The sequence below is a fragment of the Cupriavidus sp. SS-3 genome (assembly GCF_035818815.1).
In the GTDB taxonomy this organism is placed as follows: Bacteria; Pseudomonadota; Gammaproteobacteria; order Burkholderiales; family Burkholderiaceae; genus Cupriavidus; species Cupriavidus taiwanensis_C.
The window spans coordinates 32121-57692 of the sequence record NZ_JAYLVT010000009.1 but is presented as its reverse complement, the minus strand read 5'-3'; the positions used below and the strand labels follow the sequence as shown (position 1 = coordinate 57692).

26 protein-coding genes are annotated in these 25572 nt (G+C 67.9%); 21 read left to right on the top strand and 5 right to left on the bottom strand.

Annotated features, from left to right (window positions below; translation table 11 throughout):
• Nucleotides 1-43 precede the first annotated feature (43 nt).
• The 4 genes from U9J39_RS15515 (at nt 44) to U9J39_RS15500 (ending at nt 4544) form a co-directional block, all read left to right on the top strand.
• Entirely contained in the window at nt 44-1303 is a 1260-nt protein-coding gene (locus U9J39_RS15515) for an MFS transporter (RefSeq protein WP_326347455.1), read from the top strand.
• Nucleotides 1304-1387: 84 nt separating this feature from the next.
• Nucleotides 1388-2194, top strand: a complete 807-nt coding sequence (locus U9J39_RS15510) for a TetR/AcrR family transcriptional regulator (RefSeq protein ID WP_326347454.1) — start codon at nt 1388-1390, stop codon at nt 2192-2194.
• Between the two features lie 151 nt (nt 2195-2345).
• On the top strand, nt 2346-3302 hold the full coding sequence (locus U9J39_RS15505; RefSeq protein ID WP_326347453.1) for a Bug family tripartite tricarboxylate transporter substrate binding protein: 957 nt from the start codon (nt 2346-2348) through the stop codon (nt 3300-3302).
• 36 nt (nt 3303-3338) lie between these two features.
• Nucleotides 3339-4544: an MBL fold metallo-hydrolase gene (locus U9J39_RS15500; protein WP_326347452.1), complete on the top strand. Its 1206-nt coding sequence runs from the start codon at nt 3339-3341 to the stop codon at nt 4542-4544.
• A 58-nt stretch (nt 4545-4602) separates the two neighbouring features.
• Here the strand turns inward: U9J39_RS15500 and U9J39_RS15495 are convergent, their stop codons facing one another.
• Nucleotides 4603-6078, bottom strand: coding sequence for a phytoene desaturase family protein (locus U9J39_RS15495; RefSeq protein ID WP_326347451.1), 1476 nt, complete (start codon nt 6076-6078; stop codon nt 4603-4605).
• A gap of 69 nt (nt 6079-6147) precedes the next feature.
• Between U9J39_RS15495 and U9J39_RS15490 the strand changes: the two genes are divergently transcribed.
• From U9J39_RS15490 to U9J39_RS15475, 4 genes are all read left to right on the top strand, one after another.
• Entirely contained in the window at nt 6148-6795 is a 648-nt protein-coding gene (locus U9J39_RS15490; protein WP_115713227.1) for a TetR/AcrR family transcriptional regulator, read from the top strand.
• Between the two features lie 65 nt (nt 6796-6860).
• Nucleotides 6861-7379, top strand: a complete 519-nt coding sequence (locus tag U9J39_RS15485) for a GNAT family N-acetyltransferase (RefSeq protein WP_326347450.1) — start codon at nt 6861-6863, stop codon at nt 7377-7379.
• A gap of 88 nt (nt 7380-7467) precedes the next feature.
• Nucleotides 7468-7728 (top strand): type II toxin-antitoxin system Phd/YefM family antitoxin, encoded by a 261-nt coding sequence (locus U9J39_RS15480; protein WP_115713229.1) that lies wholly within the window; start codon nt 7468-7470, stop codon nt 7726-7728.
• Nucleotides 7725-8111 (top strand): type II toxin-antitoxin system VapC family toxin, encoded by a 387-nt coding sequence (locus U9J39_RS15475; protein ID WP_326347449.1) that lies wholly within the window; start codon nt 7725-7727, stop codon nt 8109-8111. Before U9J39_RS15480 ends, U9J39_RS15475 begins: the two co-directional genes overlap by 4 nt.
• Before the next feature lie 18 nt (nt 8112-8129).
• Here the strand turns inward: U9J39_RS15475 and sctR are convergent, their stop codons facing one another.
• Nucleotides 8130-8789, bottom strand: a complete 660-nt coding sequence (gene sctR / locus U9J39_RS15470) for a type III secretion system export apparatus subunit SctR (RefSeq protein WP_115682486.1) — start codon at nt 8787-8789, stop codon at nt 8130-8132.
• Nucleotides 8790-8832: 43 nt separating this feature from the next.
• On the bottom strand, nt 8833-10020 hold the full coding sequence (sctQ, locus tag U9J39_RS15465; RefSeq protein ID WP_326347448.1) for a type III secretion system cytoplasmic ring protein SctQ: 1188 nt from the start codon (nt 10018-10020) through the stop codon (nt 8833-8835).
• 204 nt (nt 10021-10224) lie between these two features.
• On the opposite strand from sctQ, the gene sctV reads away from it, so the two are divergent.
• The 13 genes from sctV to U9J39_RS15400 all read left to right on the top strand — a co-directional run bounded on the left by sctV (nt 10225) and on the right by U9J39_RS15400 (nt 22453).
• Nucleotides 10225-12372, top strand: a complete 2148-nt coding sequence (sctV, locus tag U9J39_RS15460; RefSeq protein ID WP_326347447.1) for a type III secretion system export apparatus subunit SctV — start codon at nt 10225-10227, stop codon at nt 12370-12372.
• 1 nt (nt 12373) lies between these two features.
• A complete protein-coding gene (locus tag U9J39_RS15455) occupies nt 12374-12640 on the top strand; it encodes an EscS/YscS/HrcS family type III secretion system export apparatus protein (protein ID WP_018007333.1) in 267 nt (88 codons plus the stop codon).
• Between the two features lie 53 nt (nt 12641-12693).
• Complete coding sequence (sctC, locus tag U9J39_RS15450; RefSeq protein ID WP_326347446.1) at nt 12694-14466, top strand: type III secretion system outer membrane ring subunit SctC; 1773 nt, start codon at nt 12694-12696, stop codon at nt 14464-14466.
• Nucleotides 14466-15602, top strand: coding sequence for a type III secretion system protein SctD (locus U9J39_RS15445; RefSeq protein WP_115713234.1), 1137 nt, complete (start codon nt 14466-14468; stop codon nt 15600-15602). The genes sctC and U9J39_RS15445 overlap by 1 nt, the downstream gene beginning before the upstream one ends.
• Before the next feature lie 105 nt (nt 15603-15707).
• Nucleotides 15708-15908 carry a hypothetical protein gene (locus U9J39_RS15440; protein ID WP_018007336.1) on the top strand — a complete coding sequence of 67 codons (201 nt, stop codon included), beginning with the start codon at nt 15708-15710 and terminating at the stop codon, nt 15906-15908.
• A 58-nt stretch (nt 15909-15966) separates the two neighbouring features.
• A complete protein-coding gene (locus tag U9J39_RS15435; protein WP_115713235.1) occupies nt 15967-16443 on the top strand; it encodes a hypothetical protein in 477 nt (158 codons plus the stop codon).
• The gene (gene sctJ, locus U9J39_RS15430; protein ID WP_326347442.1) at nt 16440-17237 is read left to right on the top strand and encodes a type III secretion system inner membrane ring lipoprotein SctJ; all 798 of its coding nucleotides are present in this window, start codon (nt 16440-16442) and stop codon (nt 17235-17237) included. The genes U9J39_RS15435 and sctJ overlap by 4 nt, the downstream gene beginning before the upstream one ends.
• Nucleotides 17234-18085 carry a type III secretion system protein SctK gene (locus U9J39_RS15425; protein ID WP_326347441.1) on the top strand — a complete coding sequence of 284 codons (852 nt, stop codon included), beginning with the start codon at nt 17234-17236 and terminating at the stop codon, nt 18083-18085. Before sctJ ends, U9J39_RS15425 begins: the two co-directional genes overlap by 4 nt.
• A complete protein-coding gene (sctL, locus tag U9J39_RS15420; protein ID WP_012356073.1) occupies nt 18067-18675 on the top strand; it encodes a type III secretion system stator protein SctL in 609 nt (202 codons plus the stop codon). Before U9J39_RS15425 ends, sctL begins: the two co-directional genes overlap by 19 nt.
• A 17-nt stretch (nt 18676-18692) precedes the next feature.
• Complete coding sequence (locus U9J39_RS15415; protein ID WP_326347440.1) at nt 18693-20075, top strand: FliI/YscN family ATPase; 1383 nt, start codon at nt 18693-18695, stop codon at nt 20073-20075.
• Nucleotides 20072-20584: a type III secretion protein HrpD gene (locus tag U9J39_RS15410; RefSeq protein WP_326347439.1), complete on the top strand. Its 513-nt coding sequence runs from the start codon at nt 20072-20074 to the stop codon at nt 20582-20584. The genes U9J39_RS15415 and U9J39_RS15410 overlap by 4 nt, the downstream gene beginning before the upstream one ends.
• Nucleotides 20577-21392 (top strand): type III secretion system export apparatus subunit SctT, encoded by an 816-nt coding sequence (gene sctT / locus U9J39_RS15405; RefSeq protein ID WP_025584980.1) that lies wholly within the window; start codon nt 20577-20579, stop codon nt 21390-21392. The genes U9J39_RS15410 and sctT overlap by 8 nt, the downstream gene beginning before the upstream one ends.
• 26 nt (nt 21393-21418) lie before the next feature.
• Nucleotides 21419-22453, top strand: a complete 1035-nt coding sequence (locus tag U9J39_RS15400; protein ID WP_116314446.1) for an EscU/YscU/HrcU family type III secretion system export apparatus switch protein — start codon at nt 21419-21421, stop codon at nt 22451-22453.
• A 223-nt stretch (nt 22454-22676) separates the two neighbouring features.
• Here the strand turns inward: U9J39_RS15400 and U9J39_RS15395 are convergent, their stop codons facing one another.
• A complete protein-coding gene (locus tag U9J39_RS15395; protein WP_116314445.1) occupies nt 22677-23651 on the bottom strand; it encodes a helix-turn-helix transcriptional regulator in 975 nt (324 codons plus the stop codon).
• A 390-nt stretch (nt 23652-24041) separates the two neighbouring features.
• Nucleotides 24042-25334 carry an MFS transporter gene (locus U9J39_RS15390; protein WP_115714237.1) on the bottom strand — a complete coding sequence of 431 codons (1293 nt, stop codon included), beginning with the start codon at nt 25332-25334 and terminating at the stop codon, nt 24042-24044.
• Nucleotides 25335-25572 lie beyond the last annotated feature (238 nt).

Sequence of the window (25572 nt, the reverse complement as noted above, 5' to 3'; positions counted from 1 at the left end):
CGGGCGCTCACGGAAGCGGCGCCCCGACCACGGAGACGAGACCATGCACAACGCCCCCACGGCATTGCCCCGCGTATCGGGCCGGATTTACGCCAGTGTGATCCTGGGCGCCGCCCTTGGCATGCTGGCCGGTTACGCGCCCTTGTTCAATGCCACGGCCGGCGTCTTCGTCAGGCCGTTGGCTGACGAGTTCGGTTGGGGACGTTCGCAGGCCTCACTGTCGTACGCGGCGTCAATGTTTGGGCTTGCAATCGTCAGCCCGATCGTCGGCGCCATGATGGACAGGTTCGGCATTCGACGGGTGATCGGCTGCTCGGCAATCGTTTTCGGGCTGGCCACCGCGGCGATGGCGCTGCAGAATGGCAGCATGCTGATGTGGGTCGCCCTGTCGATCGTCGTCGGCGTGTCCGGCGCGGCGACGTCGGTGCTGGGGTACCTCGCGGTGCTGCCACAGTGGTTCGACCGTCGCCTGGGTCTTGCCCTGGGGATTGCGATGTGCGGCCTCGGTGCCGGTACGGTGATATTGCCCATCACCGCGCAGTTCCTGGTGACGAGCTTCGGCTGGCGTATGGCTTACGTCGGGCTGGGCATCGGCTCGGTCCTGCTGTCGCTGGTAGCTTGCAGTCTTCTGCGTGAAAGATTCCCTGGCACGCGCAACGCAATGCATGCGATGACAGTCGCACCGCAAGGGATTCCACTGGCAGCAGCGTTGCGCAGTTACCGTCTGTGGGCGATCTGGCTGGTCTTTGTGTTGAGCTCGGCAGCCACGTTGTCGTTGGGGCCACATCTTCCTTCGCTGTTCGCAGATCGCGGATTTGATGCGGCCATGGCCGCGCGGAGCGCGTCAATGGTGGGTGTCGGACTGCTGGTCGGCCGTCTGCTCACGGGATTGCTGATCGACCGGATTCATGCACCGCTGGTAGCGAGCGTTTTCTTTGTTGGTGGCGCCATTGGCGTATTCCTGTTGCGCGGGGCGCACGATTACACGGCGCTCCTGATCGCCGCGACGCTGATCGGCCTGACCATCGGCGCCGAGGGGGATCTGATCTCTTACCTGGTGCGGTCATATTTTGGGCTTTCGTCGTTCGGCTCGCTGTTCGGTATCGCTTTCTCTGGCTACGGTCTGGGCGCGGTCATCGGACCCATTGCCCTGGGTGCGTGGTTTGACCGGCATGGCAGCTACGATGTCCCGCTGTTTGTGCTGCCTTGCATGCTCGTGATCTCCGCCATGCTCGTCCTGTCGCTCGGGCGATACAGCGTGGGCGCGCCAGGGGAGGGGGCACCGGTGGCCGCGTCGGCATAACGCGATGCGGACGATGGCGTCAACGGGATTAGCGGATAGAATTGGCAGACTACCAATTTTCGCTGGTTCCATCCTCCCACGCTCATGCCTGCCGCCCGCAAGTCGCCCGTCTCAAAGGCCGCCCCCCAGCAAACGACCACCGCGGCACCGCGCCGCCGTGGCCGTCCGCCAAAGACAGAATCGCCGATCGGTGCCGAGCCGATGCTCAGCCGCACCACAATCCTGCAGCATGCGATTCAGTTGACGAAAACGGTGCCGCTGGACCAGATCTCGATGGTCCAGCTTGCCAAGGATTTTGGCGTGGCGCCCGGGCTGATTCACTACTACCTGGGTGGCCGTGATCAACTGGTTTCGGGCGTCCTTAACGACTACTATCGCCAGCGCACGCTGCGCATTCCGCCGCTGACAGGCGATTGGCGCGCGGATGTCGAGCGCATCGCGCGCCTCAGCTTCCAGGTCGCTGTGGAAAATCCGGGCGTCAGCAACTATGTGGCGTCGCACAACAGGTATCGCCTGTTCCAGGATGTGCAACCGGGCGAAACCGATTACGGCCTGGAGTTCTTCAACCGCATGACGTCGGCCATCATGCAGGGGGGCTTTTCCGCCGAACAGGTCGCGCTGGGCTACCACTTGCTCGCCCAGTACCTGGTTGCGGCAAGCATGGCGGAAGCCTCACGCCAGCTACCGGCATACCATCAGGCTTTCATACAGAAGAAGCTGGATTCCGTCTCCGCCGAGCAGTATCCCGGCGCGCGCTTCGTGAGCAAGTCGTTTTCCCAACTGTCGTCTGATACGGCGTTCGAGGAAGGGCTGCGCATCACCCTTGACGGCATCGAAGCCTGGCAACGCGACGCAAAGCCTGCAAGGAAGAAAAGCGTTCGTTCCGCTTAGCGCCCGAGGGGGTAGATCGCGCGCAGTACCGCGTCCCTAGTGGTATCTCCTTATTTGAGATGCAGTCAATAAAACTACAATGCTTATTTGATTGTGTATCAAATAAGTGCCGCGACGATGGGGTCGCCGGCACGCCAGACGCGGAGACAACATGAAACGCCCCTTTCTCGCATTGACGCTGTTGGCTATGGCGCTTCCGGCCGCAGCCAGCACCTACCCCGACAAGATGGTTCGGCTGCTCGTGCCATCCATCGCGGGCAGCGCGCCGGACATCATTGCGCGCCAGGTTGCCGAGCGCCTCGCCAATTCCTGGAAGCAACAGGTCATCGTCGAGAACAAGCCCGGTGGCAATGGCATCGTCGCAATGAGCGCGCTGAAGCAGGCTCCGGCCGATGGCTATACGCTCGTGCTGTTTCACGCAGCGGCGGCCGTCACGACGCCGGTGATGTACAAGGAAGCGAAGTTCGATATCCAGCGTGATACGGAAGTGGCTGCCACGCTGGCGTACACGCCGATGATGTTCGTGGCGGGACCGGCCACTCCGTACAAGAGCCTTGGCGAGGTGATCAAGGACGCCAAAGGGCGGCCGGACGATGTTGTGATCGGCAGTCCGACGCGTGGCTCTGTTCCGCATCTCACGGCGGAAATGATGGGGCAGTTGCAGCAGGCCAGGTTCCGCCAGGTTAGTTTCAGCGGAACGACGCAGGCGATCCAGGCGGTGGTCAAGGGCGATATCCCCGTCTACGTCGACGGCATTGCGCCGCTGGTGCCTCTGGTGCGTGGTGGACGCCTGAAGGCGCTTGCCGTGACGTCGGACGCCAGTTTGCCGGGATTGGAAGGCATTCCGCTTGCAAAGGATGTCGCGCCCGGGCTGGTGGCCAAGGGATGGTTCACGATCTTTGCGCCAAAGGGGACGCCGGTGTCAGTGCTGGATCGCGTCAATTCGGCTGTCAATCAGACCTTGAAGCAGCAACCATTTGTCGATCGGCTCAAGGATCTGGGCACCTATCCGATGCCGATGTCGCGGCCGGAAGGCGCGAAGTTCATCGAGGCCGAGAAGCTCCGTTGGGAAAAGGTGATTGCCGATGCCGGCGTAAAGCCGGAATGACGGTACGCCACCACTAAACCTTCCTTCGGAGAACATATGCCTATCGTTCTAACCCGGGTACTGGCTGGCCGGGCTCTCTACCTTCGTCAACTTTGTGCCGCGGCCACGGTGGCGCTCGGCGTTCTGGCCTCGGCTTCCCATGCCGATCCAGCCAGCCAACCGAAGACGCCATCGTTGGCCGATCCTGGTCCCAATCTTGTCCTTCTGGGAACGGCAGGCGGTCGGACATCATGGCGGGGCTCGCAATCGGCGGGCATCTCATCCGCCCTGGCAGTCAACGGCCAGGTTTACCTTGTCGACTTCGGAGCGGGATGGCTGCGACGCTATTTCCAGGCGGGCCTGGGAGCACCGCCGCCGGGGCGCGGGCTTGAATCGCTGCGGGCCGCGTTTATCACCCATATGCATGCGGACCACATCGTGGACTATCCGTCGCTGGTACTGTTCGGTGCATCCGACGGGTTGGCGGAGCGACGTCAGAAACTCAAGGTGTTCGGTCCGGGCCCACGGGGGAAGTTGCCGCCTGCGAGTGGAGGCAAAGAAGGGGTGTCGGAAATCGTTGCCCCCGAGCAGCCGATGCCGGGCACCGTTGCCATGACGGAGGCGCTTTATCGGGCCTTTGCGGCGGACATCAATGACAACATCCTGGATAGTCGCAAACCGAATCCTCATAGCCGTGTCGACGTGATGGACATCGCGCTGCCGGCCAGTCTCAGGGTGGATCCTGACCGCGATCCCGCCCCTGTGATGGAACCTTTCGAGGTCTACCGTGACGAGAACGTCAAGGTCACAGCAACGTTAGTCAACCATGCACCGGTATTTCCGGCATTCGCGTACCGGTTCGATACGGCTCACGGCTCCGTTGTCTTCTCCGGCGACACGAGTCCGCATGCGAACCTGATCAGGCTGGCGCGCGGTGCCGACATACTGGTGCACGAAGTGATCGACACCGCGTGGGTTGACGCCTTGTATCCAAAGCCTCGAAACCCCGCACAAGAGGCTAAGGCGCACCACCTGGTGCATTCCCATACCGCGGCGACCGAAGTGGGCGCCGTGGCGGAAGCCGCTGGCGTCAGAACGCTTGTTCTGTCCCATCTCGCGCCTGCCGACAACGATCCCAGTCGGTGGGAGTCAGCCAGCAAGGGCTTTTCGGGGAAGGTGATCGTGGGGCGGGATCTGCAGTGGATCCCCCTTGCAACGGCTGTGCACACCCGGGAGCAGCGCTCGAGCAGCGCAGCGCCCTGACGTCTCGCATCTTTCCCAGGCGTCCGCGCGCCTGGCCGGCGCACCCTGGACAATGAAGTCAGCTCGACCGAGACAAGTCCGCAACCAGCGACTCCGCGGACTGAATGCCAGACAGCATTGCCGACGGCACGCCATAGCCCGGGAACGTCGTCTGTCCGCCCAGGTATAGCCCGCTGATCGATGTCCGATGCGGAAGGAAGCGGTGGGGTGGAGAACCCGGGGCAATTCCATACAGCGCACCCTCATACAGTTGTCGTTCCCGGGCAAAGTCCTGCGGGTCGAGCACGCGGGTCCTTTCGATGGCCATGCCGGGGACTCGCTTCTGCAACGCGTCCAGGTATCTCTCCAGTGCCGAATCGCTCCATGCCGGATTCCATTCGGATACCGAGCGAATATCGCTGGCGGGCGCGTACAGCTCGATGATATGCCTGCCTCCTGGTGCCAGTTCCGGTAGCACCCGCGTAGGCTGCGTGTACGCAATCCATGGCGGGACGTCGGATCTCGGAACGTGCATGGCGCCTTGTTTTTCCATCGCCGGTACATGGTTGACGATGAACGCGTCGGCTGCCGCAGCACCGGAATATCCGATCTGGATGGAGATGGCTCTGTGTGACAACGGAGCCTTATCCGCCTTTGCGGCCAGGCTTCGCGGGATATCGGCGGCACGCAGCAGGTTCTTCACGACACCCAATCCCGAACACGTGGCGACGACGTGCGAGGCCGGGATGTGTTCTCCGTCGGTTAGCACAACGCCATGCACCCGACCGTCGCTGACGACGATTTCCCTGACCTTGGTACCGAAACGCACCGAGACGGATTGACCCTGCAGGGCTCGCAGCAGGGCAGCACTAATGGCGCCCATGCCGCCGCGCGGCAGGTGAAAGCCTTCCTCCAGCAAGGCCAGCAAGCCGATGATCTGTGTCGCCGGGAGCCGGTCGGGTGCGAGGCCCGTGTAGAGCAACGTGGACGCGACAGCAGCCTGCAGATCCCGGTCCGGAAAATAGGACGCGATCAGGCCGTTTACGTGCCCGCCCATTCGCGGCAGGTGCCTCCAGAGTTTGCCGATCGTACGTAGCAGCGATGGTTCTTCCGGAAGCACGTCGCGGACCAAGGTTGCGTAGATCGGACGCCAATCGTCCCGTAGCTTGGCCAGCCCGTCCCGCAGCGCCTGCGTGCGGCGGTGGTGGTCGGCGCCGTCCACGTACGAGTGTTCCGCTGTCGAGAGGTGCACTGCAGTGCCATTGTCCAGATAAGTCGCGTGGGGCCTGGCTATGCCGACGAGTTCGACTTCGTCATCGAAGCTCAGGCCCAGGCGCCCGAAGGCAGCATGAAGCAATGAGGGCACGGCCACGTATACCGCGCCATTGTTGAAGGTATATCCGTCGGACACCTCGGTCGAACAGCATCCGCCCGCGCTCTGCAGCGCCTCCACGATCATCACCGGGATGCCACGACTAGACAGCGAAAGCGCGGCGGCCAGTCCTGACAGCCCAGCCCCGATGACCACCGTGGGAACTTCCTTCCTTGCGCGCATCGACGACTTCCCCTTGCGAGATTGGACAATGTACAATCCTAGACAATGTCCAATTAAGTCGCAACTGCCATGAGCGAAGACGATCGCATTGCCCGTAAAAGAAAGCAGACGCGTGACCGCATCGCTGCCATCGCGCATACGTTATTTGAACGCGACGGTTATGAAGCGGTCACGATGGAACAGATCGCGGCAGAGGCGGATGTTGCGAGAGGCACGCTCTATAACCACTTCCCCGTCAAAGAGGCGGTGCTGGTGCACTGGATGCACAACGAACTCGAGGAAGACCTGCAAGCGGCGGTGGAGGACTACGTTCTGAGTCGCGAGTCCTTCGTCGCACGCGTGGCAACGCTGTGGCATGGCTCGGCCAACTGGTGGGAACACCATCGCCAGTATGCGGCGCCGTATATCCGCTTCCGCTTCCAGCAAGTGCGCGATGGCATGGAGCAGCAGACCAGTTCGGACATGCTCCCCTTGTATGTGCAACTCATCGAACAGGCACAACAGGCCGGAGAGCTCCGGCCTGATACTGCGGCCGAGCGCCTGGCGCACTATCTGCATTTCCTATACCTTGGGGCCGTCATGGCCTGGTTGAGCGGCCTGGACGTGCACCTGGAGGACGAGCTTGGCAAAGCCCTGGATTTCTTTATGCAGGGCGCCGCCCATGCTGATGACACTGCGCCCGGTATCAGGCCCCAAACGGGATCGCGAAGGCGATAAACGTTCGGTACAACACTCAGTGCCTTTCGGTTGGGCTTCCATGCGTATCGATTTTAGGAAACTGAATGACCACGACTGATGCGCTCCTGATCAGGAGCGAGCGTCCGGACGACGCACACGCAATTACCGAGGTGACACAGGCCGCCTTCGCCGTCGCCACCCACGCCAGTGGCACGGAACCACTGATCATCACGGCCCTGAGGGCGGCCGGACAGTTGGAGATCTCGCTTGTCGCGGAACTGTCCGGCAAGGTTGTCGGGCATGTCGCCATTTCCCCGATCGAAATCTCAGACGGAAGTGCGCGATGGTACGGACTTGGTCCGGTATCGGTGCTGCCTGCTCATCAAGGCATTGGGGCAGGCTCGCAGCTCATACGTGCGGCCCTGGATCGCCTCAGACAGTCAGGCGCGCAAGGCTGCGTAGTACTCGGGGAGCCGGCCTACTATTCCCGCTTTGGTTTTTCGGCACAGTCGACGCTCGTATTACCCGGGGTTCCGGCGGAGTACTTTCAAGCCATTGCGCTCGGCCCGCACGTGCCCTCGGGCGTGGTCAGGTATCACGAGTCATTTGGCGTGAAAAGCTAGCTCCGGAGCAGGATCGGGGCAAGAGCACACGGTCCGGATGGGGTTCGCCTGGGCTATACTTAGCTAACTGTCCTAGCTAGGAGGCTATATGCTGACGATCAACATGCATGACGCGAAGAGCCAGCTCTCCCGACTGGTCGACGCGGTCGAGTCGGGCGCGGAATCGGTCGTGATCATTGCCCGCAACGGCAAGCCGGCTGCCCAACTGGTACCGGTCCCGTCGCCGCAGTCGCAACGTATCGGTGGAGGCAGGGCGCTTCTTGGCGATGCGTTCGATGATCTGACGCTTGACCGGTTCAACGAGAGCGACGAGGAGGTCGGCAAGCTCTTCCTGGGAGAACACGGTTGAAAGTTCTGCTCGACACGCATATCGCGCTTTGGGCGGCCTTGGCCAGCCCGCAATTGCCGGCCGTCGCCCGGCAAGTCATCGCGGATCCGGCCAACGAGATCTTTGTTTCCGTGGTCAGCCTGTGGGAAATCGGCATCAAAGCTTCGCTTGGCAAGCTTCCGGTCACGGCGACACAGGCATCTGCGGTGTTTGATTTGTGCGGCTACAAGAGCCTGGATCTGAGCAAACAGCACCCACGAACGCTCGACGGCCTCATTCTGCACGCGCAGCATAAAGACCCGTTCGACCGGATGCTGGTGGCCCAGGCACTGAGCGAAGGCATGACCTTGCTGACGGCCGACGCGAAAATGGCGGGCTACCACCCGGTGACGAGAGTGGTATAGACGCGACGGCACCCACCCTCACCGATACGACAGCACCAGCCCCTGGATCAGCTGCGTCCAGCCCTCCAGCATCACGAACAGCAGCAGCTTGAACGGCACCGAGATCGTGGTCGGCGCCACCATCGACATGCCCAGCGCCAGCAGGATGGCGGCGACGATCAGGTCGACCACCACGAATACCAGGTAGACCACGAAGCCGATCTGGAACGCCCGGGTCAGCTCCGACAGCGTGAAGCTGGGGATCAGCACCATCATGTCGTCGGACTTGAGGTCGTCGGCGCGGCCCTCGGGCCAGATGCGCTTGGCGGACTGGACGAAGAAGGTGCGGTTGCGCTCCTCGGTGTGCTTGACCAGGAATTCCTTGAGCGGGCCGCTGACCGAGTCGTAGACGGTGACCACGTCGTTGACGTTGAAGGCGGCGTTGGCGTCGGCGCGGCGCTTGATGGCATCGAAGGCATCGGAGCCGATCGGCGCCATGATGTAGGCGGTCAGGATGATGGCGATGCCGTTCAGGACCATGTTCGGCGGCACCTGCTGCAGGCCCAGCGCGGCGCGCAGCAGGCCGAACACGATCACCAGCTTGGTGTAGCTGGTGACCATCAGCGCGACGAAGGGCGCAATGCCGAACGTCAGGATGATGGTCAGGATCAGGACCGGATTGTAGAGTCCGCTGTTCATCGCATGCACCCGGCCGGAACGGGATGAGGCGGCCTGCCGCGATTCATGCGTCGCCGCCGGCAAAGGTGGTGATGCGCACCCCCAGGCGGTTGCCGACCGCGATCAGGGTGCCGGTGCCGATGCGGTTGCCGTTGGCGACGATGCGCACCTCGCTCTGCTTGAGCGGCTGCGGCAGCTCGAACACATAGCCCGGGGCCACCGCGCGCAGTTCGGCCAGCGGCACCGCGACGTCGCCGACTTCAAAGCGCAGCGTCACCTCCAGGCGGTCCAGCCGCGACAAGGTCGGCTGCGCCGCGTCCGGATGGGGCATGGGCTGGTCTTGCCGTGCGGGATCTTGCTCTTCCATATGCGCTCCGTTTGAAACGTCCGTACTGTCGGCGCCGGCCTGCACCACCAGGCGCCGGCCCTCGGCCAGCGCGGTCCAGCCCGGGCCGTGGCGCCCGGTGGTACAGCGCACCACCAGCGCGCTGCCCTGCGAATGCCAGTCGTCGATGCCGACGATGTCGCCGGGCTCGATGCCGTGCATCTCGCCCAGCGCCAGCCGCGTGGTGCCGATGCGCACCGCGAGCGGCACCGGCAGGCGCTCCATCCACGCCGGTGCCGGCGCGGGCAACCCTGCGGGCAGCGCCGCGAGGCGCTCGGGCTGGTCCAGCTGCAGGGTGCCGCGCAGCCGCGCCGGCGATGCCTCACGCCGCAGCTCGAAGCCAAAGGCATGGGCCGCAGCCACTGCCTGCGCCCGGGCGCCATCGGGCTGCCAGCTGAAGGCGTCGGGCACGGCATGGCCCAGTGCCGCCACCGCTTCGGCCAGCGCGTCCGCCATCAGCGCGTAGCGCAGCAGCGCAGGCAGTGCTTCGGCGGCGCCGGGCGCCGCAAGCAGCAGGCGTTCGCTGGCCACATCCCAGCGCAGCACGCCGTGGCTGGCGCCAAAGGTGAAGGCATAGCCGGCACCGGGCCGCGCCGCGATCTCCGGGTCTGCAGGGACAAAACGCAGTTGCCAGTCGTGCCCGCCCGCCCGCACCGGCACGGCGGCCGCGCGGCAGGCCAGCCAGCCGGACAGCCGCGCGATATCGGGCTCCATATGCGGCAGCGCCGGGGCGGCATCGAGCCCCGCGGTGGCCAGCCGTGCCGCCGCCGCGGCGCTGTGTACCAGCACGCGCGCGTCACCGCGCGGCGCCGCGGCGGGCGCCTGGGCGGACGGGGCGCGGCCAGGGCGAGGCAGGACGGAAGACATGTTGGGAGGCTCGGTTGCTCGAGACGCAACGATAAGCAGCGGGGTGCAGCCGCGTCCACTACGAAGCCTTGTAGGCCGGCGGCCGAAACCGCCAGGCCCCGGCCGCGCAGGCCGGATGTGCGGCACGCGCTACGAATCCTCGGTACTGGTCGCTGTGCAGGGGCGGCCATACACTGCCCCCCACTGATCCCACCGGCAAGGACGATGGCGAAACTCCCGGCAAACCTCCCAGCGTTCCCGCGCGGCCTCGGCCCCGGCGCGCCGGGGCTGCAGCAGATGGCGGCGGCGGCGTCGCGCCAGTCAGACCTGGCGCTGACGCTGCTGCTGTTTGCCGTGATCGCGCTGTTCGTGCTGCCGCTGCCGACCTTCCTGCTGGACCTGCTGCTGACGATCAACCTGGGCATGAGCCTGACCCTGCTGATCGTCGCCACCTATATCCCGTCGGCGCTGTCGCTGTCGACCTTCCCGTCGCTGCTGCTGTTCACCACGCTGTTCCGGCTGTCGCTGAACATCGCCTCGACCAAGCTGATCCTGCTGCATGCCGACGCGGGCCACATCATCGATACCTTCGGCAAGCTGATCGTCGGCAACAACGTGGTGGTCGGCGGGGTGGTGTTCCTGATCATCGCCATCGTGCAGTTCATCGTCATCGCCAAGGGCTCGGAGCGCGTGGCCGAGGTAGGCGCGCGCTTTGCGCTGGATGCGATGCCGGGCAAGCAGATGAGCATCGACGCCGACGTGCGCGCCGGCACCATCACCGCCGGCCAGGCGCAGGAGCGCCGCCGCGCGCTGGAGCAGGAATGCCAGCTGCACGGCGCCATGGACGGCGCGATGAAGTTCGTCAAGGGCGATGCCATCGCCGGCGTGGTGATCGCGCTGGTCAATATCCTGGCCGGCATCGCCATCGGCACGCTGATGAAGGACATGAGCATCGGCGAGGCCCTGCAGCGCTACGCCATCCTGACCATCGGCGACGGCATGGTGTCGCAGATCCCGTCGCTGCTGGTCTCGATCGCGGCCGGGGTGGTGATCACCCGGGTGTCGTCCGACGAAGAGCGCACCCGCGCGCCCAACCTGGGCGAAGTCATCGGCAAGCAGATCCTGGCCCAGCCCAAGGCGCTGGTGGTATCGGGCCTGGCCATTGCGGTGTTCCTGGTGGTGCCGGGCTTTCCCAAATGGACCTTCGGGCTGATGGCGCTGGTGGTGGCCGGCGGCGGCTACCTGCTGCTGCGCCGCGCGCGGCGCAGCACCGGCACCGTCACCTGGATCGAGATGGCCGACGCGGACGACGGTGCGGCGGCCGGCACCCAGGCGGCGGTGGCGCCGGCGCTGGCGCTGGAGCTGGACCAAGCGCTGCGCGGGCGCATCGACCTGCGGCTGTTCGAGCAGCGCATGACCACCGCCAAGGGCGAGGTCGAGGCCGAACTGGGCATGGTGTTCCCGCGGCTGCGCATCCAGCACCGCGCGCTGGGCGAGCCCGATGCGTATGCCATCCGCGTGCAGGACGTGGTGGCTTCCGGCGGCGTGCTGCGCCCCGGCAAGCGGCTACTGGAGCCGGGCGCCCGCGCGCGCGTCGACCAGGGCGTGGCCGAGGCCGGCGCGCCGTTCGGGCCGTTTGCGGAAGTGGTGTGGGTGCCGGCCGAGGCTGGCGCCGCCGACGGCGTGCGCACGCTGTCGTGCGAGGAAGTGCTGGCGGTGCACGTGGGCGCGGTGATCAAGCAGCATGCCGCGCCGCTGCTGGGCATCCAGGACGTGCAGGCGATGATCCACGTGATCCAGGCCGAGGCGCCGGACCTGGTGATGGAGCTGGCGCGGGTGGTGCCGCTGCAGCGCGTCACCGACGTGCTGCGCCGGCTGCTGCAGGAGGGCGTGCCGATCCGCAACCTGCGCACCATCTTCGAAAGCCTGGTGACCTGGGCGCCCAAGGAAACCGATGCGATCGCGCTGACCGAGCTGGTGCGCGTGGACCTGGGCCGGCTGATCACCAGCCGCCATGTCGGCGCCAACCGCTCGCTGGACGCGGTGCTGTTCGAGCCCGCGCTGGAGGCGCGCGTGCAGGGCGCGATCGAGAAGGCGGCGCGCGGCAACCTGCTGCTGCTCAGCCACGACGTCACCCGCGATATCCGCGAGCAACTGCGCGTGCTGCTGGAAAAGGCCGCAGAGAAGGCCGGTGCGGCGGGCAGTGCCGGCGCCGCGCGCGTGGTGGTGGTGGTCAGCGTCGACGTGCGCCGCTATATCAAGCGGCTGATCGAGCCGGTCGCGCCGCGCATCCCGGTGCTGTCATACCAGGAGGTCGATGAAGACGTGACGCTGGTGCCGGTGGGCTGGATCCAGAACCCGGCCGGAGAGTGAGATGGGCGCCGACACCATCCTCGACATCACGCGCCAGGCGCTGCTGGTGGTGCTGTGGGTCACGCTGCCGGTGGTGCTGATCGGCACGCTGGTGGCGCTGGTGGTGGCGGTGCTGCAGGCAGTGACGCAGATCCAGGACCAGAGCATCGGCACCTCGGCGCGGCTGATCGCGGTGCTGGTGTCGCTGGTGCTGCTGGGCGGCTGGCTGGGCGGCGAGGTGATGCGCTTCGCGCAGCGCGCGCTGCAGACCATGCTGACCTTCCTGTAAGGGGCGGAATCCATGCAGGCAACCACGCAGGAACAACGGACAAGCAAACGGACATGATGCTGGGGCACCACGGGGAACACGGATCGACGGGCCGCGCCATGCGCCGGCCGGCATGGCGCCAAGGCGCGCCACGGCGGCCATGGCGCGCCGCGGCGGCGCTGCTGTGCCTGGCGGGGACGCTGCTGTGCGGACCGCAGGCGGCGCGCGCGGCGGACCTGCGCTGGCCCAACAAGCCGTTCCAGGCGTCGGCCAGCGACAAGCGGCTGGCGGATTTCCTGCGCGAGCTGACCGCCTCGCAGGGCACCACGGCGGTGATCGATCCCAAGGTCGAAGGGACCATCAGCGGCAAGTTCAATGAGTCCGCGCAGCACGTGCTCAAGAGCGTGTGCTCGATGTTCGGGCTGACCTACTACTACGACGGTTCGCTGCTCTATATCGACGTCGCCAGCGAGGCGCGCAGCGAGGTGCTGCCGATCGCGCGCGGCTCCGGCGCGCGCCTGCGCGATTCGCTGGAACGCATGCAGGTGCCCGACTCGCGCTACCCCATCACCATCAACGATGCGGAAGGCACGCTGATGGTGTCGGGCCCCAAGCGCTACGTCGAGACCGTGCGCGCCGCGGTGCGCGCGGTGGACGACCGCTCCATCGCCGACGAGCGCGCCGAGATCCAGCTGTTCCCGCTCAAGTACTCGTGGGCCTCGGACTTCCGCATCAACCGCGCCGGCAAGGAGATGACCGTGCCCGGCGTGGTCACCGTGCTGCGCAACCTGTACGGCCGCAACCGCACGCTGGCCACTGGCACCGGCCCCAGCCTGGGCACCAGCCGCGGCGCCACGCGCCAGGCCAAGCTGCGCATGGGTGAGGGCGGCGGGGGCGGCATGGGCATCCCCAGCGCGGACCCGTCGCAGATGCTCGATGCCATGGGCGGCGGCGTCGGCCTGGGCCCTGGCATGCAGAACAACTGGGGCAGTGGCCAGCTGCCGCAGTTCCAGGCCGATACCCGCCTCAATGCGGTGATCGTGCGCGACACCCCGGACAAGATGGCGCAGTACCGGCGCCTGATCGAATCGCTCGACGTCAAGCCGCGCCTGGTGGAGATCGAGGTCACCATCATGGACATCAGCCAGGCCGACCTGGACAGCCTGGGCGTCGACTGGCGCCTGCATACGCCCCATGTCGACCTGCAACTGGGGGGCGGCAACGGCAACGCCGGGCTTAGCTTCGGCAACCTCGCCAACGAGGCCGGCACCACCGCGGCGACGATCGGCAGCGGGCTGCAGTTCACCGGCGCCATCGGCAGCGATGTCACCCGCTACCTGCTCACGCGCGTCAAGGCGCTGGCCGAGCGCGGCCAGGCCAACTTCGTGGCGCGGCCCAAGGTGCTGACGCTCGACAATACCGAAGCCGCGCTGGAGAACCTGCAGGAGTTCTATGTGCGCGTCGACGGCTTCCAGGATGCGGGCCTGTTCAACGTCACCGCCGGCACGGCGGTGCGCGTGACGCCGCTGGTGGTCGACGAGCAGCAGAACCGCGCGGTGATGCTCACCATCGACATCGCCGACGGCAACCTGTCCGGCGAGACCGTCGACCGTATCCCGGTGGTGCGGCGCCGCTCCATCACCACGCAGGCGATGGTGGAAGAGGGCAAGAGCCTGCTGATCGCCGGCTACACCACCGAAGAGAAGATCAACGCTTCGTCCGGCGTGCCGCTGCTGCAGGACGTGCCGATCATCGGCAGCCTGTTCAAGTACCAGGAGAAGCGCCAGAACAACATGGAGCGCTTCTACCTGCTGACGCCGCGCCTGGTGATCCCGGGGATGAGCTGATGGCCGACCTGCACGACTCTCACGCTTCCGGCTGGACGCTGCGCTTTCTCGGCGGCGACGTCTACGGCCGCCAGGTCACGCTGCGGCGTGGCGCCAATGTGCTGGGCACGGCGGCGGACGTGGACATCAGCGTCCCCGGCGCCGAGGTGCAGCCGCGCCACCTGGTGCTCAAGGTGGGCGAGCTGGCGGTTTCGGCCGAACGTGTCGGCGAGGCCGCGGTCAACGTCAACGGCCGTGCCACCACGCAGCGCGCGTTCGCGCTGGCGGGCGGCGACATCCTCACCATCGGCGCGCTCGACGTGGAGCTGCTGCGCGCGCAGCCGGGCATGTCAGAGGCCACCGACACGCTCTTCGCCTGGGCCGAATCCGGCCGGCGCGCCGCGCGCGATGCCGACGCGCAGCAGCAGGGCGGGCGCCGGCCCGGGCGCGCGCTGCTGGCGGCGCTGGGCGTGGCCGGCGTGGTGGGCCTCATCGGCGCCGGCTGGCTTGCCGCCACCTATGCCAACGGCGGGCTCGCACCGCGCACGCAGCAGGCGGATCCCGCCGCGGTGCGCAAGACCGTGGCGGCCTATCCGGAGCTGGAGGTGGTGTCGCTGCCCAACGGCACGGTCACGGTCAAGGGCTTCGTCAATTCGCGCGTGGACCGGCAACGCATCGTGCAGGCGCTGGCGCCGTTCGGCCGCGGCGTGCAGCAGCAGGTGCGCTCGGCCGACGACCTGATCGAGCATATCCAGCGCTATCTGGACGAGCCCGGCGTGGGCATTGCCTACCAGGGCCAGGGCCGGGTGCTGCTGAGCGGCACCGCCGACCCGGTGCACGGGCGCGACAAGGTGCGGCGCGTGATCGAGGACCTGCACCCGGGCGTGCTGGTGTCCGACAAGATCGATTACCGCGAAACCGCCGACAGCCGGCGCCGGCAGGTGCGCGACGGCCACATGGAAAACTGGCAGGGCGTGTTCCCGGCGCGCGTGGTGAGCATTACCGAGGACGGCAACGGCACGCGCTCGGTGCAGCTGGCCAACGGTGCGCGCTATTTCGAAGGGGCGGTGCTGAAGAACGGCGCCGAGATTGAACGGATCGACGCGGACGGCGTGGTGCTGAAGGACAGCCCGGTGCCGCCGCAGGCACGGCGATGACGGCGCACGCCGGCGCCGTGCCACTGGATTTGCGCCCGCGGGCGCAGATGCCGCTTGCCCCCGGAGGGCAGGTGTTTGACGCCAACCTACCTGAAGGAGATTGTCATGGCTGAAGTCGACCTCAATGCCAAGATGCAGGAAATCCAGCAGAAAGCGCAGGAGTTCTCGGTGAACATCCTGGGCCTGCAGGACACGCTGACGCGCCAGAACGCGGTGGTCAGCAGCGAGATGGCCCACAACACGCAGAAGGCCAACCTGGTCCAGGGCGCGATGCAGGACGTCAAGCAGACCTCGCGCACCAACTGACGGCACGCCGCCACGCGCCCCGGCATGCCGGGGCGCCCAACGCCTTGCAAGGAGAGCCATGATGGACCCGACCGCCGCCATTGCCGCCGCCAATGCCGCCACCGCCGCCGGCGCCGCGCCCGACAGCGCCACCGTCGCCGCGCACCAGTCGCCGGCCGCGGCCCCCGCCGCGCAGCCCGACCCGGCCGATGCCCGGCAGTTCGCGCAGATGGTCCAGCAGGGCCGCGCCGCCGACGGCTCGCGCACCGCGCACGTGACCCAGGCGGCAGACCCGACTTCGACCACGCTCGGCAACGCCATCCGCGCCAGCTACGTCTCCGCCGGCGAAGAATCGGCGCGCCAGGCCGCGCGCCTGCAGGAGCTGCGCGACGGCATGTTCGCGTCGATCTACGAGGGCAGCACCAGCGAGGTGGTCTACCAGGCCATGCTGCTGCAGACGCAGTCGCTGGAGCTGTTCTCGTCGATCCACGTGACCTCCAGCATCGGCAGCGCCGGCACCAACCTGTTCAACAGCCTGCTGAAGAACCAGCAATGATGTCCACGCCACCGCTGCGCCGGCGCCTTGCGCGCGCGGCCCGGCTGGCGCCGGCGCTGATGGCGCTGGCGCTGGCCGCATGCAAGGTCGACCTGTACGCGTCGCTGAACGAACCCGAGGCCAACCAGGTGCTGGCCGCGCTGACCGCGGAGGGCATCGACGCGGAGAAGGCGCGCGCCGAGACCAGCGGCGGCACCGGCGAGGGCCAGTGGCGCGTGCGCGTCGAGGAATCGCAACTGCCCGCCGCGCTGGAGATCCTGCGCAGCGAAGGCCTGCCGGGCGAACGCTTTGCGTCGCTGGGGCAGGTGTTCCAGAAGCAGGGGCTGGTGGCGACGCCGACCGAAGAGCGCATGCGCTATATCTTCGCGCTGTCGCAGGAGCTGTCGGAGACGCTGCGCAATATCGACGGCGTGGTCACCGCGCGCGTGCATGTGGTGATCCCCGCCACCGATCCGCTCTCGGACAAGATCCGGCCGTCGTCGGCGGCGGTGTTCATCAAGCACCGCGCCGATACCGACCTGCGCCTGCTGGTGCCGACCGTGAAGGACATGGTGGCGCACAGCATCGAAGGCGTGACCCATGACAACGTGTCGCTGTCGCTGGTCGAGGCGCGCCCGTTCGCGCCGCAGGCGGGCGCACCCGGGCCGGCGCCCGGCTTTGCAGTGGGACGCTTCGCCGCGATCGCGGTCGGCGCGGCGGTGGCGATTGCACTGGCCGTCGCGGCCGTGGTGGCATGGCAGCGCGGCGTGCTGCGCTGGCCGCAGCGGCGCGGCACGCCGCGGAGCGCAAATTGACGCTGCTATCCACCGTTGCCGCCGCCGAGGCTGCGCCTGGCGCCTACCTGCCCGGCGCGCTGGCCGCCGCGTTGGCACCCGCGCCGCCGGCATTGCCGGATCCGGCGCTGGCGCGCGCGGTGGCCAACCTGGCGCAGCGGCCGCTGGCGCATCTGCATCCCAGCTGGCTGCCGGCGGACTGGCCGCTGGCCTGGCGCCGCGCGGACCGCTTCGGCCCCGCCGCCGCCGACGTGCTGGCGCAGCCGCTGGGCCTCGGCGCGGAGGGCGACCGTGACGCCGCGATCCACCGCCTGCTCCAGGCGCCGCCCTCGCTGGCGCGGCTGGTGCTGATGCCACGCAGCGACCTGCGCCTGCTGGCGTGGTGGCTGGGCCTGGCGGTGCACCAGGCGGGCTTTGCCAGCGAGCGCCGCATGCTGCCGGCGCAGCTGGCCGACAGCATCGCGCCGTTGCCCGGGGCCCTGGCAGCGCCGCTGATCGGCAGCGCGCCGCGCGCGATGCGCCGTGCCGCGCGCCGGCTCGACCGCCACGCCGTGGCCTTTATCCTGAAGCGCGTGCCGGCCCTGCCGGCGCTGCCGATGAACCTGGCACCGTTGCGCGCACACCCGCCAGGCGCCGGCCGGCTGATGGCCGAGCGCGGCTATCGGCTCCTGTGCGGGCTGCTGGCCGCCGAGGCGCGCCACGAAGCCTGCGCGGCGCCGCTGCTGCAAGCGCTGCGGCGCAAGTTTCCCCGGCGCCTGGCGGCGTTGTCGCCGGCACCGCTGACCCCGGCGCAGGCCGCGCAGCTGCGCGAACTGCTGCTGCTCAACCTGATCCCCGAACGGTTCCCGGCATGGCACTGGCTTTTCTGATCACCAGCGAAAACCTGCAGCTGCTGTCCGAGCGCAAGGTGCTCAAGGAGGCCGAGTATGCCGCCTTGCTCGACGCCGCCGCGGTGATCGAGTCCGCGCGCAGCGAGGCCGTGCGCATCCGCAGCGAAGCCCAGCGCGAGGCCGAGGAACGGCGCCAGCATGGCTACCGCGAAGGCTGGGCGCGCGCGCACGCCGACCATGCCGCGGCACAGGTCAGCACCGCCGCCGAGGCCGAGCGCCAGCTGGGCGCGATGCGCCGCACCATGGCCGAGATCGTGATGAAGGCGGTGCAGCAGATCGCCGGCGAGCTCGACCCCGACATCATCCTGGAGGTGGCGCTGCAGCGCGTCGAGGCGCTGGTGCGGGCCGAGCCCTTCATCACCATCCAGATCCCGCTGGGCCGCGAGCAGGCCGTGCGCAGCCTGCTCGACCGGCTGGCCGAGACGCAGGAGTGGCCACGCCGCGCCAACGTGGTGGTCGAGCCGGGGCTGGAACCCGATGCCTGCCGTATCCAGACCCCTTCGGGCACCATGGAAGTGGGCCTGCAGGCCCAGCTCGAAGCCTTTGCGCGCCGGCTGCGGGCGGGCTGATTCCTACGTTGATACCCATGTCCAGCGAACTCCCTGCCTCCGATATCGAAGCCGCGCTGCAGCATGCCGCCGCTGACCTGGAACGCGCGTTCGAGCATTTCACGCCGGTGGCGATGCGCGGGCGCGTCAGCAAGGCGGTGGGCATGCTGATCAACGCCACCGGCATCCAGGCCCATGTGGGCGAGCTGTGCCAGCTGGTCACGCCCGGCGAGCCGCCGCTGCTGGCCGAGGTGGTCGGTTTCGTGCAGCAGACCGCGCTGCTCACGCCGCTGGGGCGCACCACCGGCGTATCGGCGCTGACCGAGGTGATCCCATCCGCCCATGGCCACCAGTGCCCGGCCGGCGCCGCGCTGCTGGGCCGCGTGCTGGACGCGCTGGGCGAGCCCATCGACGGCAAGGGCGCGCTCGACGGCGTGGCGCGGGTGCCGGTGGACAACGAGCCGCCCGACCCGCTCACGCGCCGCCTGATCCGCGAGCCGCTGGCCACCGGGGTGCGCGCCATCGACGGACTGCTGACGCTGGGCGAGGGCCAGCGGGTGGGCATCTTCGCGCCGCCGGGCGTGGGCAAGAGCACCTTGCTGGGGATGCTGGCGCGCGGCGCGTCCAGCGATGTCAACGTGGTCGCGCTGGTGGGCGAGCGCGGCCGCGAGGTGCGCGAGTTCATCGAATACAACCTGGGCCCCGAAGGGATGGCGCGCACGGTGCTGGTGGTCTCGACCTCCGACCGCTCGCCGATGGAGCGCGTGCGCTGCGCCTATACCGCCACCGCGATCGCGGAGCATTTCCGCGACCAGGGCCGGCGTGTGCTGCTGCTGGTCGACTCGCTGACGCGGCTGGCGCGCGCGCAGCGCGAGATCGGCCTGGCCAGCGGCGAGCCGCCGACGCGGCGCAGCTATCCGCCGTCCGTGTTCTCGATGCTGCCGCAGCTGCTGGAGCGCGCCGGCACCGGCGTGCAGGGCTCGATCACCGCGGCGTATACCGTGCTGACCGAAGGCGAGGACGACAGCGATCCCATTGCCGAAGAGGTGCGCTCGATCCTCGATGGACATATCGTGCTGTCGCGCAAGCTGGCCAGCGCCGGCCAGTATCCGCCGGTGGACGTGCTGCAGTCGGTCAGCCGGGTGATGCCGCAGGTGGCGGCCGGCGCGCACGCGCGCGACGCGGCGCGGCTGCGCCAGCTGCTGGCCCGGTACCAGGAGCTGGAGCTGCTGCTGCAGATCGGCGAGTACCGGCCCGGCGCCGACCCGGTCGCCGACGCCGCCGTGGCGGCGATGCCGGATATCCGCGCCTACCTGGCGCAGCCGGCGGCGCGGCTCGATACCTTCGCCGGCGCCGTCGCCAAGCTGGCGCAGGCGTTGCGCGTGCGCGAGCCCGCACCGCTTGCCGGAGCCGCGCAATGACGGCCGCCGGCGCCGACCCGCGCCTGGGCCAGCTCGAGGCGGTGCGCCAGCGCCGCCAGGAAGAGGCGCTGCGTGCGCTGCAGCAGCAGCGCGCGCAGGTGATGGCCGGGCTGCGGCAGGCCGAGGCCGCACAGCAGGCGGTGCAGGCCGCATTGGCCGAGCGCGCGGCGTTCATCGAACGCCTGCGCCAGGGCGCATCGCAGGGCGGGGTGTCGGTATCGGGGTTGCTCGATGCGCAAGGCTGGCAGAGTGCGTTCGACGCCCGCATTGCCCGCGCCAATGCCAACCTGGCCACGGTGCTCGACGACGTGGCACAGCGGCGCGCCGCCTTCGACGCGGCCCGCCGCGCGCTGCTGCGCGCGCAGGCGCGGCTGGACGGCGCGCGCGAACTGGCGCTGCGCGAGCACCGCGCGCTGCGCGCGGGCGCCGGGCGGCGCGAGGACGAGGCCATCGACGAAGCCGCGGCGCGCCGCTGGCACGCTGCCCGGCACGACGCGCGGCATGCCTGAGATGCAAGGCGAACTGCTCGATCCCGCCTTGCTGTTCCAGTGGGGACGCGAGGTCATCATGCCGATCGTGATGGTGATGCCGCGGCTGCTGACGGCGTTTACGGTGCTGCCGTTCCTGTCGCAGCAGGCCATCCCCGGGGTGGCGCGCAACGGCATCGTGCTGGCCATCGCGCTGTTCGTGTCGCCCGGCGCGCGCATCGACCTGGACGCCGTCGCCGGTGGGCTGTGGCTGGTGCTGATCTTCAAGGAAGCCTTTATCGGGCTGCTGCTGGGCATGGCGTTCGGCCTGTTCTTCGTGGCCCTGCAGATGATCGGCGAGCTGATCGACTTCCAGACCGGCTCGGGCAACGCCACCTTCTTCGATCCTGTGACGCAGCAGGAGGACGGGCCCATGGAGAACCTGCTGTCGCACTTCGGCATCGCCCTGTTCGCGGCGCTGGGCGGCTTTATCGCCATGACCGGCGTGATCGTGGAGTCGTTCGCGTTCTGGCCGGTGATGTCGTTCGGGCCGGAGATGTCGCTGGCGTCGATGGGCTTTGCCAACCTCTACGCCGGCACGCTGTTCTCGTGGGTGGTCAAGCTGGCCGCGCCAATCCTGCTGCTGCTGGTGATCGTCGAGCTGGGCTTTGCGCTGATCGCGCGCTTCGTGCCGCAGTTCGACGTGTTCCAGTTCGCGCAGCCGGTCAAGATCTCGGTGGCGTTCCTGATGCTGGTGCTGATGCTGGCGGTGATGGTGGATACGCTGCAGGGCTTCCTGCGCCCGGACAATATCCTGATCGAGATGCTGCGCCGGGGCGCGGCACGCTAGCATCGGCGGCGGCATATCGACACCCGATGAGCGACAGCGAAAAGAACCTCGAGGCAACCCGGCGCAAGCTGGACGAGGCGCGCAAGCGCGGCGAGGTGCCGCGCAGCAGCGACGTCACCTCGGCGGTGGTGTTTCTCGGCGTGCTGGCGGGCCTGTGGCTGCTGGGCCGTTATTTCGTGCGGCTGTTCCAGGCCTTGTGGCACAGCGCCATGGGCAGCGTGCCGCAGCACCTGGCGGACCAGCAGATGCTGGTGCTGGGCGAGGCCGCGGCGCGCTTCCTGCTGATGGGCGTGTTGCCGATCGTTGCGCTGGCGCTGGTATGCGGCATCGTCGGCGCGTTCCTGCAGGTGGGCCCGCTGGTGGCGTTCGAGCAGATCAAGCCGGACCTGGCGCGGCTGAACCCGGCCGAGGGCCTGAAGCGCATGTTCGCCGTGCGCAACCTGGTGAACCTGGCCAAGATCCTGGTCAAGATCGCGCTGCTGGCCGGGCTGGTCTATGTGCTGGCGCTGGGCGCGATCGAGGATGGCGTGCGCACCGGCTATGCCCGCCCCGCCGAAATCCTGCTGCTGGTCGCCTACATCATCCTGCGCATGTGCTGCTGGGCCGCGGTGATCTACCTGGTGATGGCGGTGGTGGACTACGTGCACGAGCGCCACCAGTTCATGAAGCGCCAGCGCATGAGCGTCGACGAGTACCGCCGCGAATACAAGGAGACCCAGGGCGACCCGATCATGGCCGGGCGCCGCCGCGCGGCCTTCTTCGAGGCCGCGTTCTTTGGCGTCAGCGAACGGGTGCGGGTCTCGACCGCGGTGGTGTATTCCACCCAGTACGCGGTGGCGCTTCGCTATGACGGCCCCGGCACGCTGCCGCGGGTGGTGGCCAAGGGCAGCGGCCAGGTGGCGGCACGCATCCGCCAGGCCGCGGCGGACTACCTGGTGCCGTCGGCGTTCGATTCGGACCTGGCGCAGCGGCTGTACTTGAATGTTCCGCTGGACCGGTTTATCGACCGGACGTTGTTCGAGCGGGTGGCGGAGTTGATGCGGTGGGCGAAGGGGGAGTGAGGGGGGGCATGTCGACGCTGCCGGTTTTCTCCCCTCTCCCGCGAGCGGGAGAGGGGCGGGGGTGAGGGCGGGCGCGTCCAATAGCGACGGCCTTCACTTCGTTGATGCTCCGGCCCTCACCCCAACCCTCTCCCGCTAGCGGGAGAGGGAGTACACCGTCGGTGGAGGCAACGCCAATGCCAATGCCAATGCCAATGCCAATGCCAAAACGAAAACCAGCAAACTAAGCCGCGATCACCCCCGCCGCATCCTTGTCCCTGTCCACCGACAGCGGTGCCCCCGGCGGCCGCAGCAATGTCGCCGCGCTGGCCAGCTGCACGCGGTTGCGCACGCCGAAGTGGCTGCGCAGCCGGCGCATGTGGTAGTCGACGTTGAAGATCGACATGTCCATGCGCCGCGCGATCTCCTTGTCCGACAGGCCCTGCGCCAGGCAGGCGAGGATATCGCGCTGCACCTCCGACAGACCTTCGCGATGGCGGCCGGCAAATGCGGGGATCTCGACGTGGCAGGTCAGGAATTCATGCAGCGCCAGCCCCATCGCCAGCGCCTGGCCCACCACGGAATCGCCGATCCAGCGCCGGCTTTCGATGCCCGACATAAAGCTGATCAGCACGAACTCGCTGTTGCCCGGCATCGGCAGGTTGAGGAAGATGCCGCTGCGCACGCCGGCGTCGCGCAGGTCCTCCAGGAAGCGGCGGCGGCGCAGCGGCGGCACGTTGCCCAGCGGCGTCTGCGCCAGGTCGTCGGCGTCCCACACGGTGGGCAGGCAGAACGTGCCCGGCTGCGGCGTGCGCGGGTCGATCTCGTAGTAGCGCTCGCGGAAATAGCGCTCGCGCCAGCCCGGCGGGGAATAGCTTTCAAAGAAGGTGCGCGGCTGCAGCTGGCCGCCGACATGCGCGGCGGTGGCGTAGCCCAGCCAGTCGAAGCCGATCGCGCGGATGGCGGACTGCATCACGGCGCTGCGGCCTTCGTGGGTCGGCTCGGCCTGCAGCGCGGTCACCAGTCCGGGGGTGGCGCCATGGCGCACGCGCTGCCTGACCGGCACCAGGTGGCGCTCGCCGAATACCTTGATGCCGTTGTTGGCCACCAGTGCCGGGGCGCTGCCAGGCGCGGTGGCCGGGCGTGCGGCGGTTGCTGCGGTGCCATGCCCGGACGCCCCCGCGTCACGGTACGGCACGACTTCCACATCTTTGATCATGTAGGCCTCCGACAACGAGTCTTGGCGTGCGAGCACGGCCTTGTGAGCCGGTCCACGCGTGCAAATGGGGCTGGCCTGCGCGGCGGCGCTGCGGGGCGCGGCGCGTCGTGCCGGTCGTGGCCGCCCGCCGGTGCTGCACGGCGGCTGGCCATCGCCAGCGCGTATCGCTGCTGCGCTGCATTGCCGTCGAGCTGGCAAGCCCGACATACTGCTGACCCGATTCCCGTCGGAAGAAGACTGGGCTGGCCCCGTGCGGGGCCGCCGTGATTGTTGTTGTGATCTGTGCCGCCCGCGGCGCCAGGCCGCGGCGGTGTCATGCTGGCAGTTGTCGCCGGCGGTTGTCGATCTCCTGCGGCGGCATCCCTGCCGCAGGTAGGGTTTTTCGCGCCACTATGCTTCCAGCGCCTTGCCGCGTGTTTCCGGCAAGGTCAGCGCGGCCAGGATCAGCACGCCATACGCGGCCGCGGCGAAGATGCCGATCGCGTGGCCCAGCGACATCTGCTGGCTGACATGGCCGATCAGGAACGGGAAGAACGCGCCGATGGCGCGGCCCACGTTGTAGCAGAAGCCCTGGCCCGAGCCGCGCACGCTGGTCGGGAACAGCTCGGTCAGGAACGCGCCCATGCCGGCGAAGATGCCCGAGGCAAAGAAGCCCAGCGGAAAGCCCAGCAGCAGCATCACGGTGTCGTTGACGGGGATGTGCGTGTAGGCCAGCGCGATCGTCATCGAGCCCAGCGCGAACAGGATGAAATTGCGCTTGCGGCCGATGCGGTCGGTCAGGTAGGCGCTGGTGACGTAGCCGATATAGGAGCCGACGATGACCATCGCCAGGTAGCCGCCGGTGCCCAGCACGGTCAGGCCGCGCTCGGTCTTGAGGAAGGTCGGCAGCCAGGTGGTGATGGCGTAGTAGCCGCCCTGCGCGCCGGTGGTCAGCAGCGCCGCGCGCAGCGTGATGCTGAGCAGGCGCGGGGAGAAGATCGCGGCGAACGAGGTTTTCTCGCTGGCCTGGGCCTCGCGCGCCTTGTGCTCGGTATAGACCTCGGGCTCCTTGACCAGGCGGCGCAGCACGATCACGAACACCGCCGGCAGCAGCCCGATCAGGAACAGCACGCGCCATGCGGTTTCGGCCGGCAGCAACGAAAAAACCAGCGCATACAGCAGCGCCGCCAGGCCCCAGCCCACGGCCCAGCCGGCCTGCACCATGCCCACCGCCTTGCCGCGGTCCTGCGCGCGGATGGCCTCGCCGATCAGCACCGCGCCGGCGGTCCATTCGCCGCCGAAGCCGAAGCCCATCAGCGCGCGCGCCACCAGCAGCTGCTCATAGGTCTGCGCCAGCCCGCACAGGAAGGTGAAGAAGGCAAACCACAGGATGGTCAGCTGCAGCGTGCGCACCCGGCCGATGCGGTCGGACAGGATGCCCGCGACCCAGCCGCCCGCGGCGGAAGTCAGCAGCGTGGCGGTGCCGATAAAGCCGGCATCGGCGCGGCTGATGCCCCAGGTGGCGATCAGCGTGGGGATGACGAAGCTCAGGAACTGCGTGTCCATGGCGTCGAGCGCATAGCCGACCTTGCAGCTCCAGAAGGTGCGCCGCTCATTGGCGGTGATGTCGCGGTACCAGGAGAAAAAGCCGCGCGACGGTGCTGCCTCGGCGCTGGCGGGTGATGATGGCTGGGGGCTCTGGATACTGCCGATCTGCGTTTCCATGCATTCCTCTCGTGCTATGTCTGGCTCGGCCCTGGCGGGGCGCGCTGGGCGCGGCGCCAGCCTTGATGTCCCGGCGTGCGCTGCCGGCTTGCCGCCGGCGCGCATCGATGGCGCGGCAGTGCGCGGTTGCAGCGTCTCCTGTGGTGCGCCCGCTGACAGCATTCTTGAAAGGCACGGCGGCCCGCGTCCAACTAGTTTTTCGGGCGGCGGCCGATAA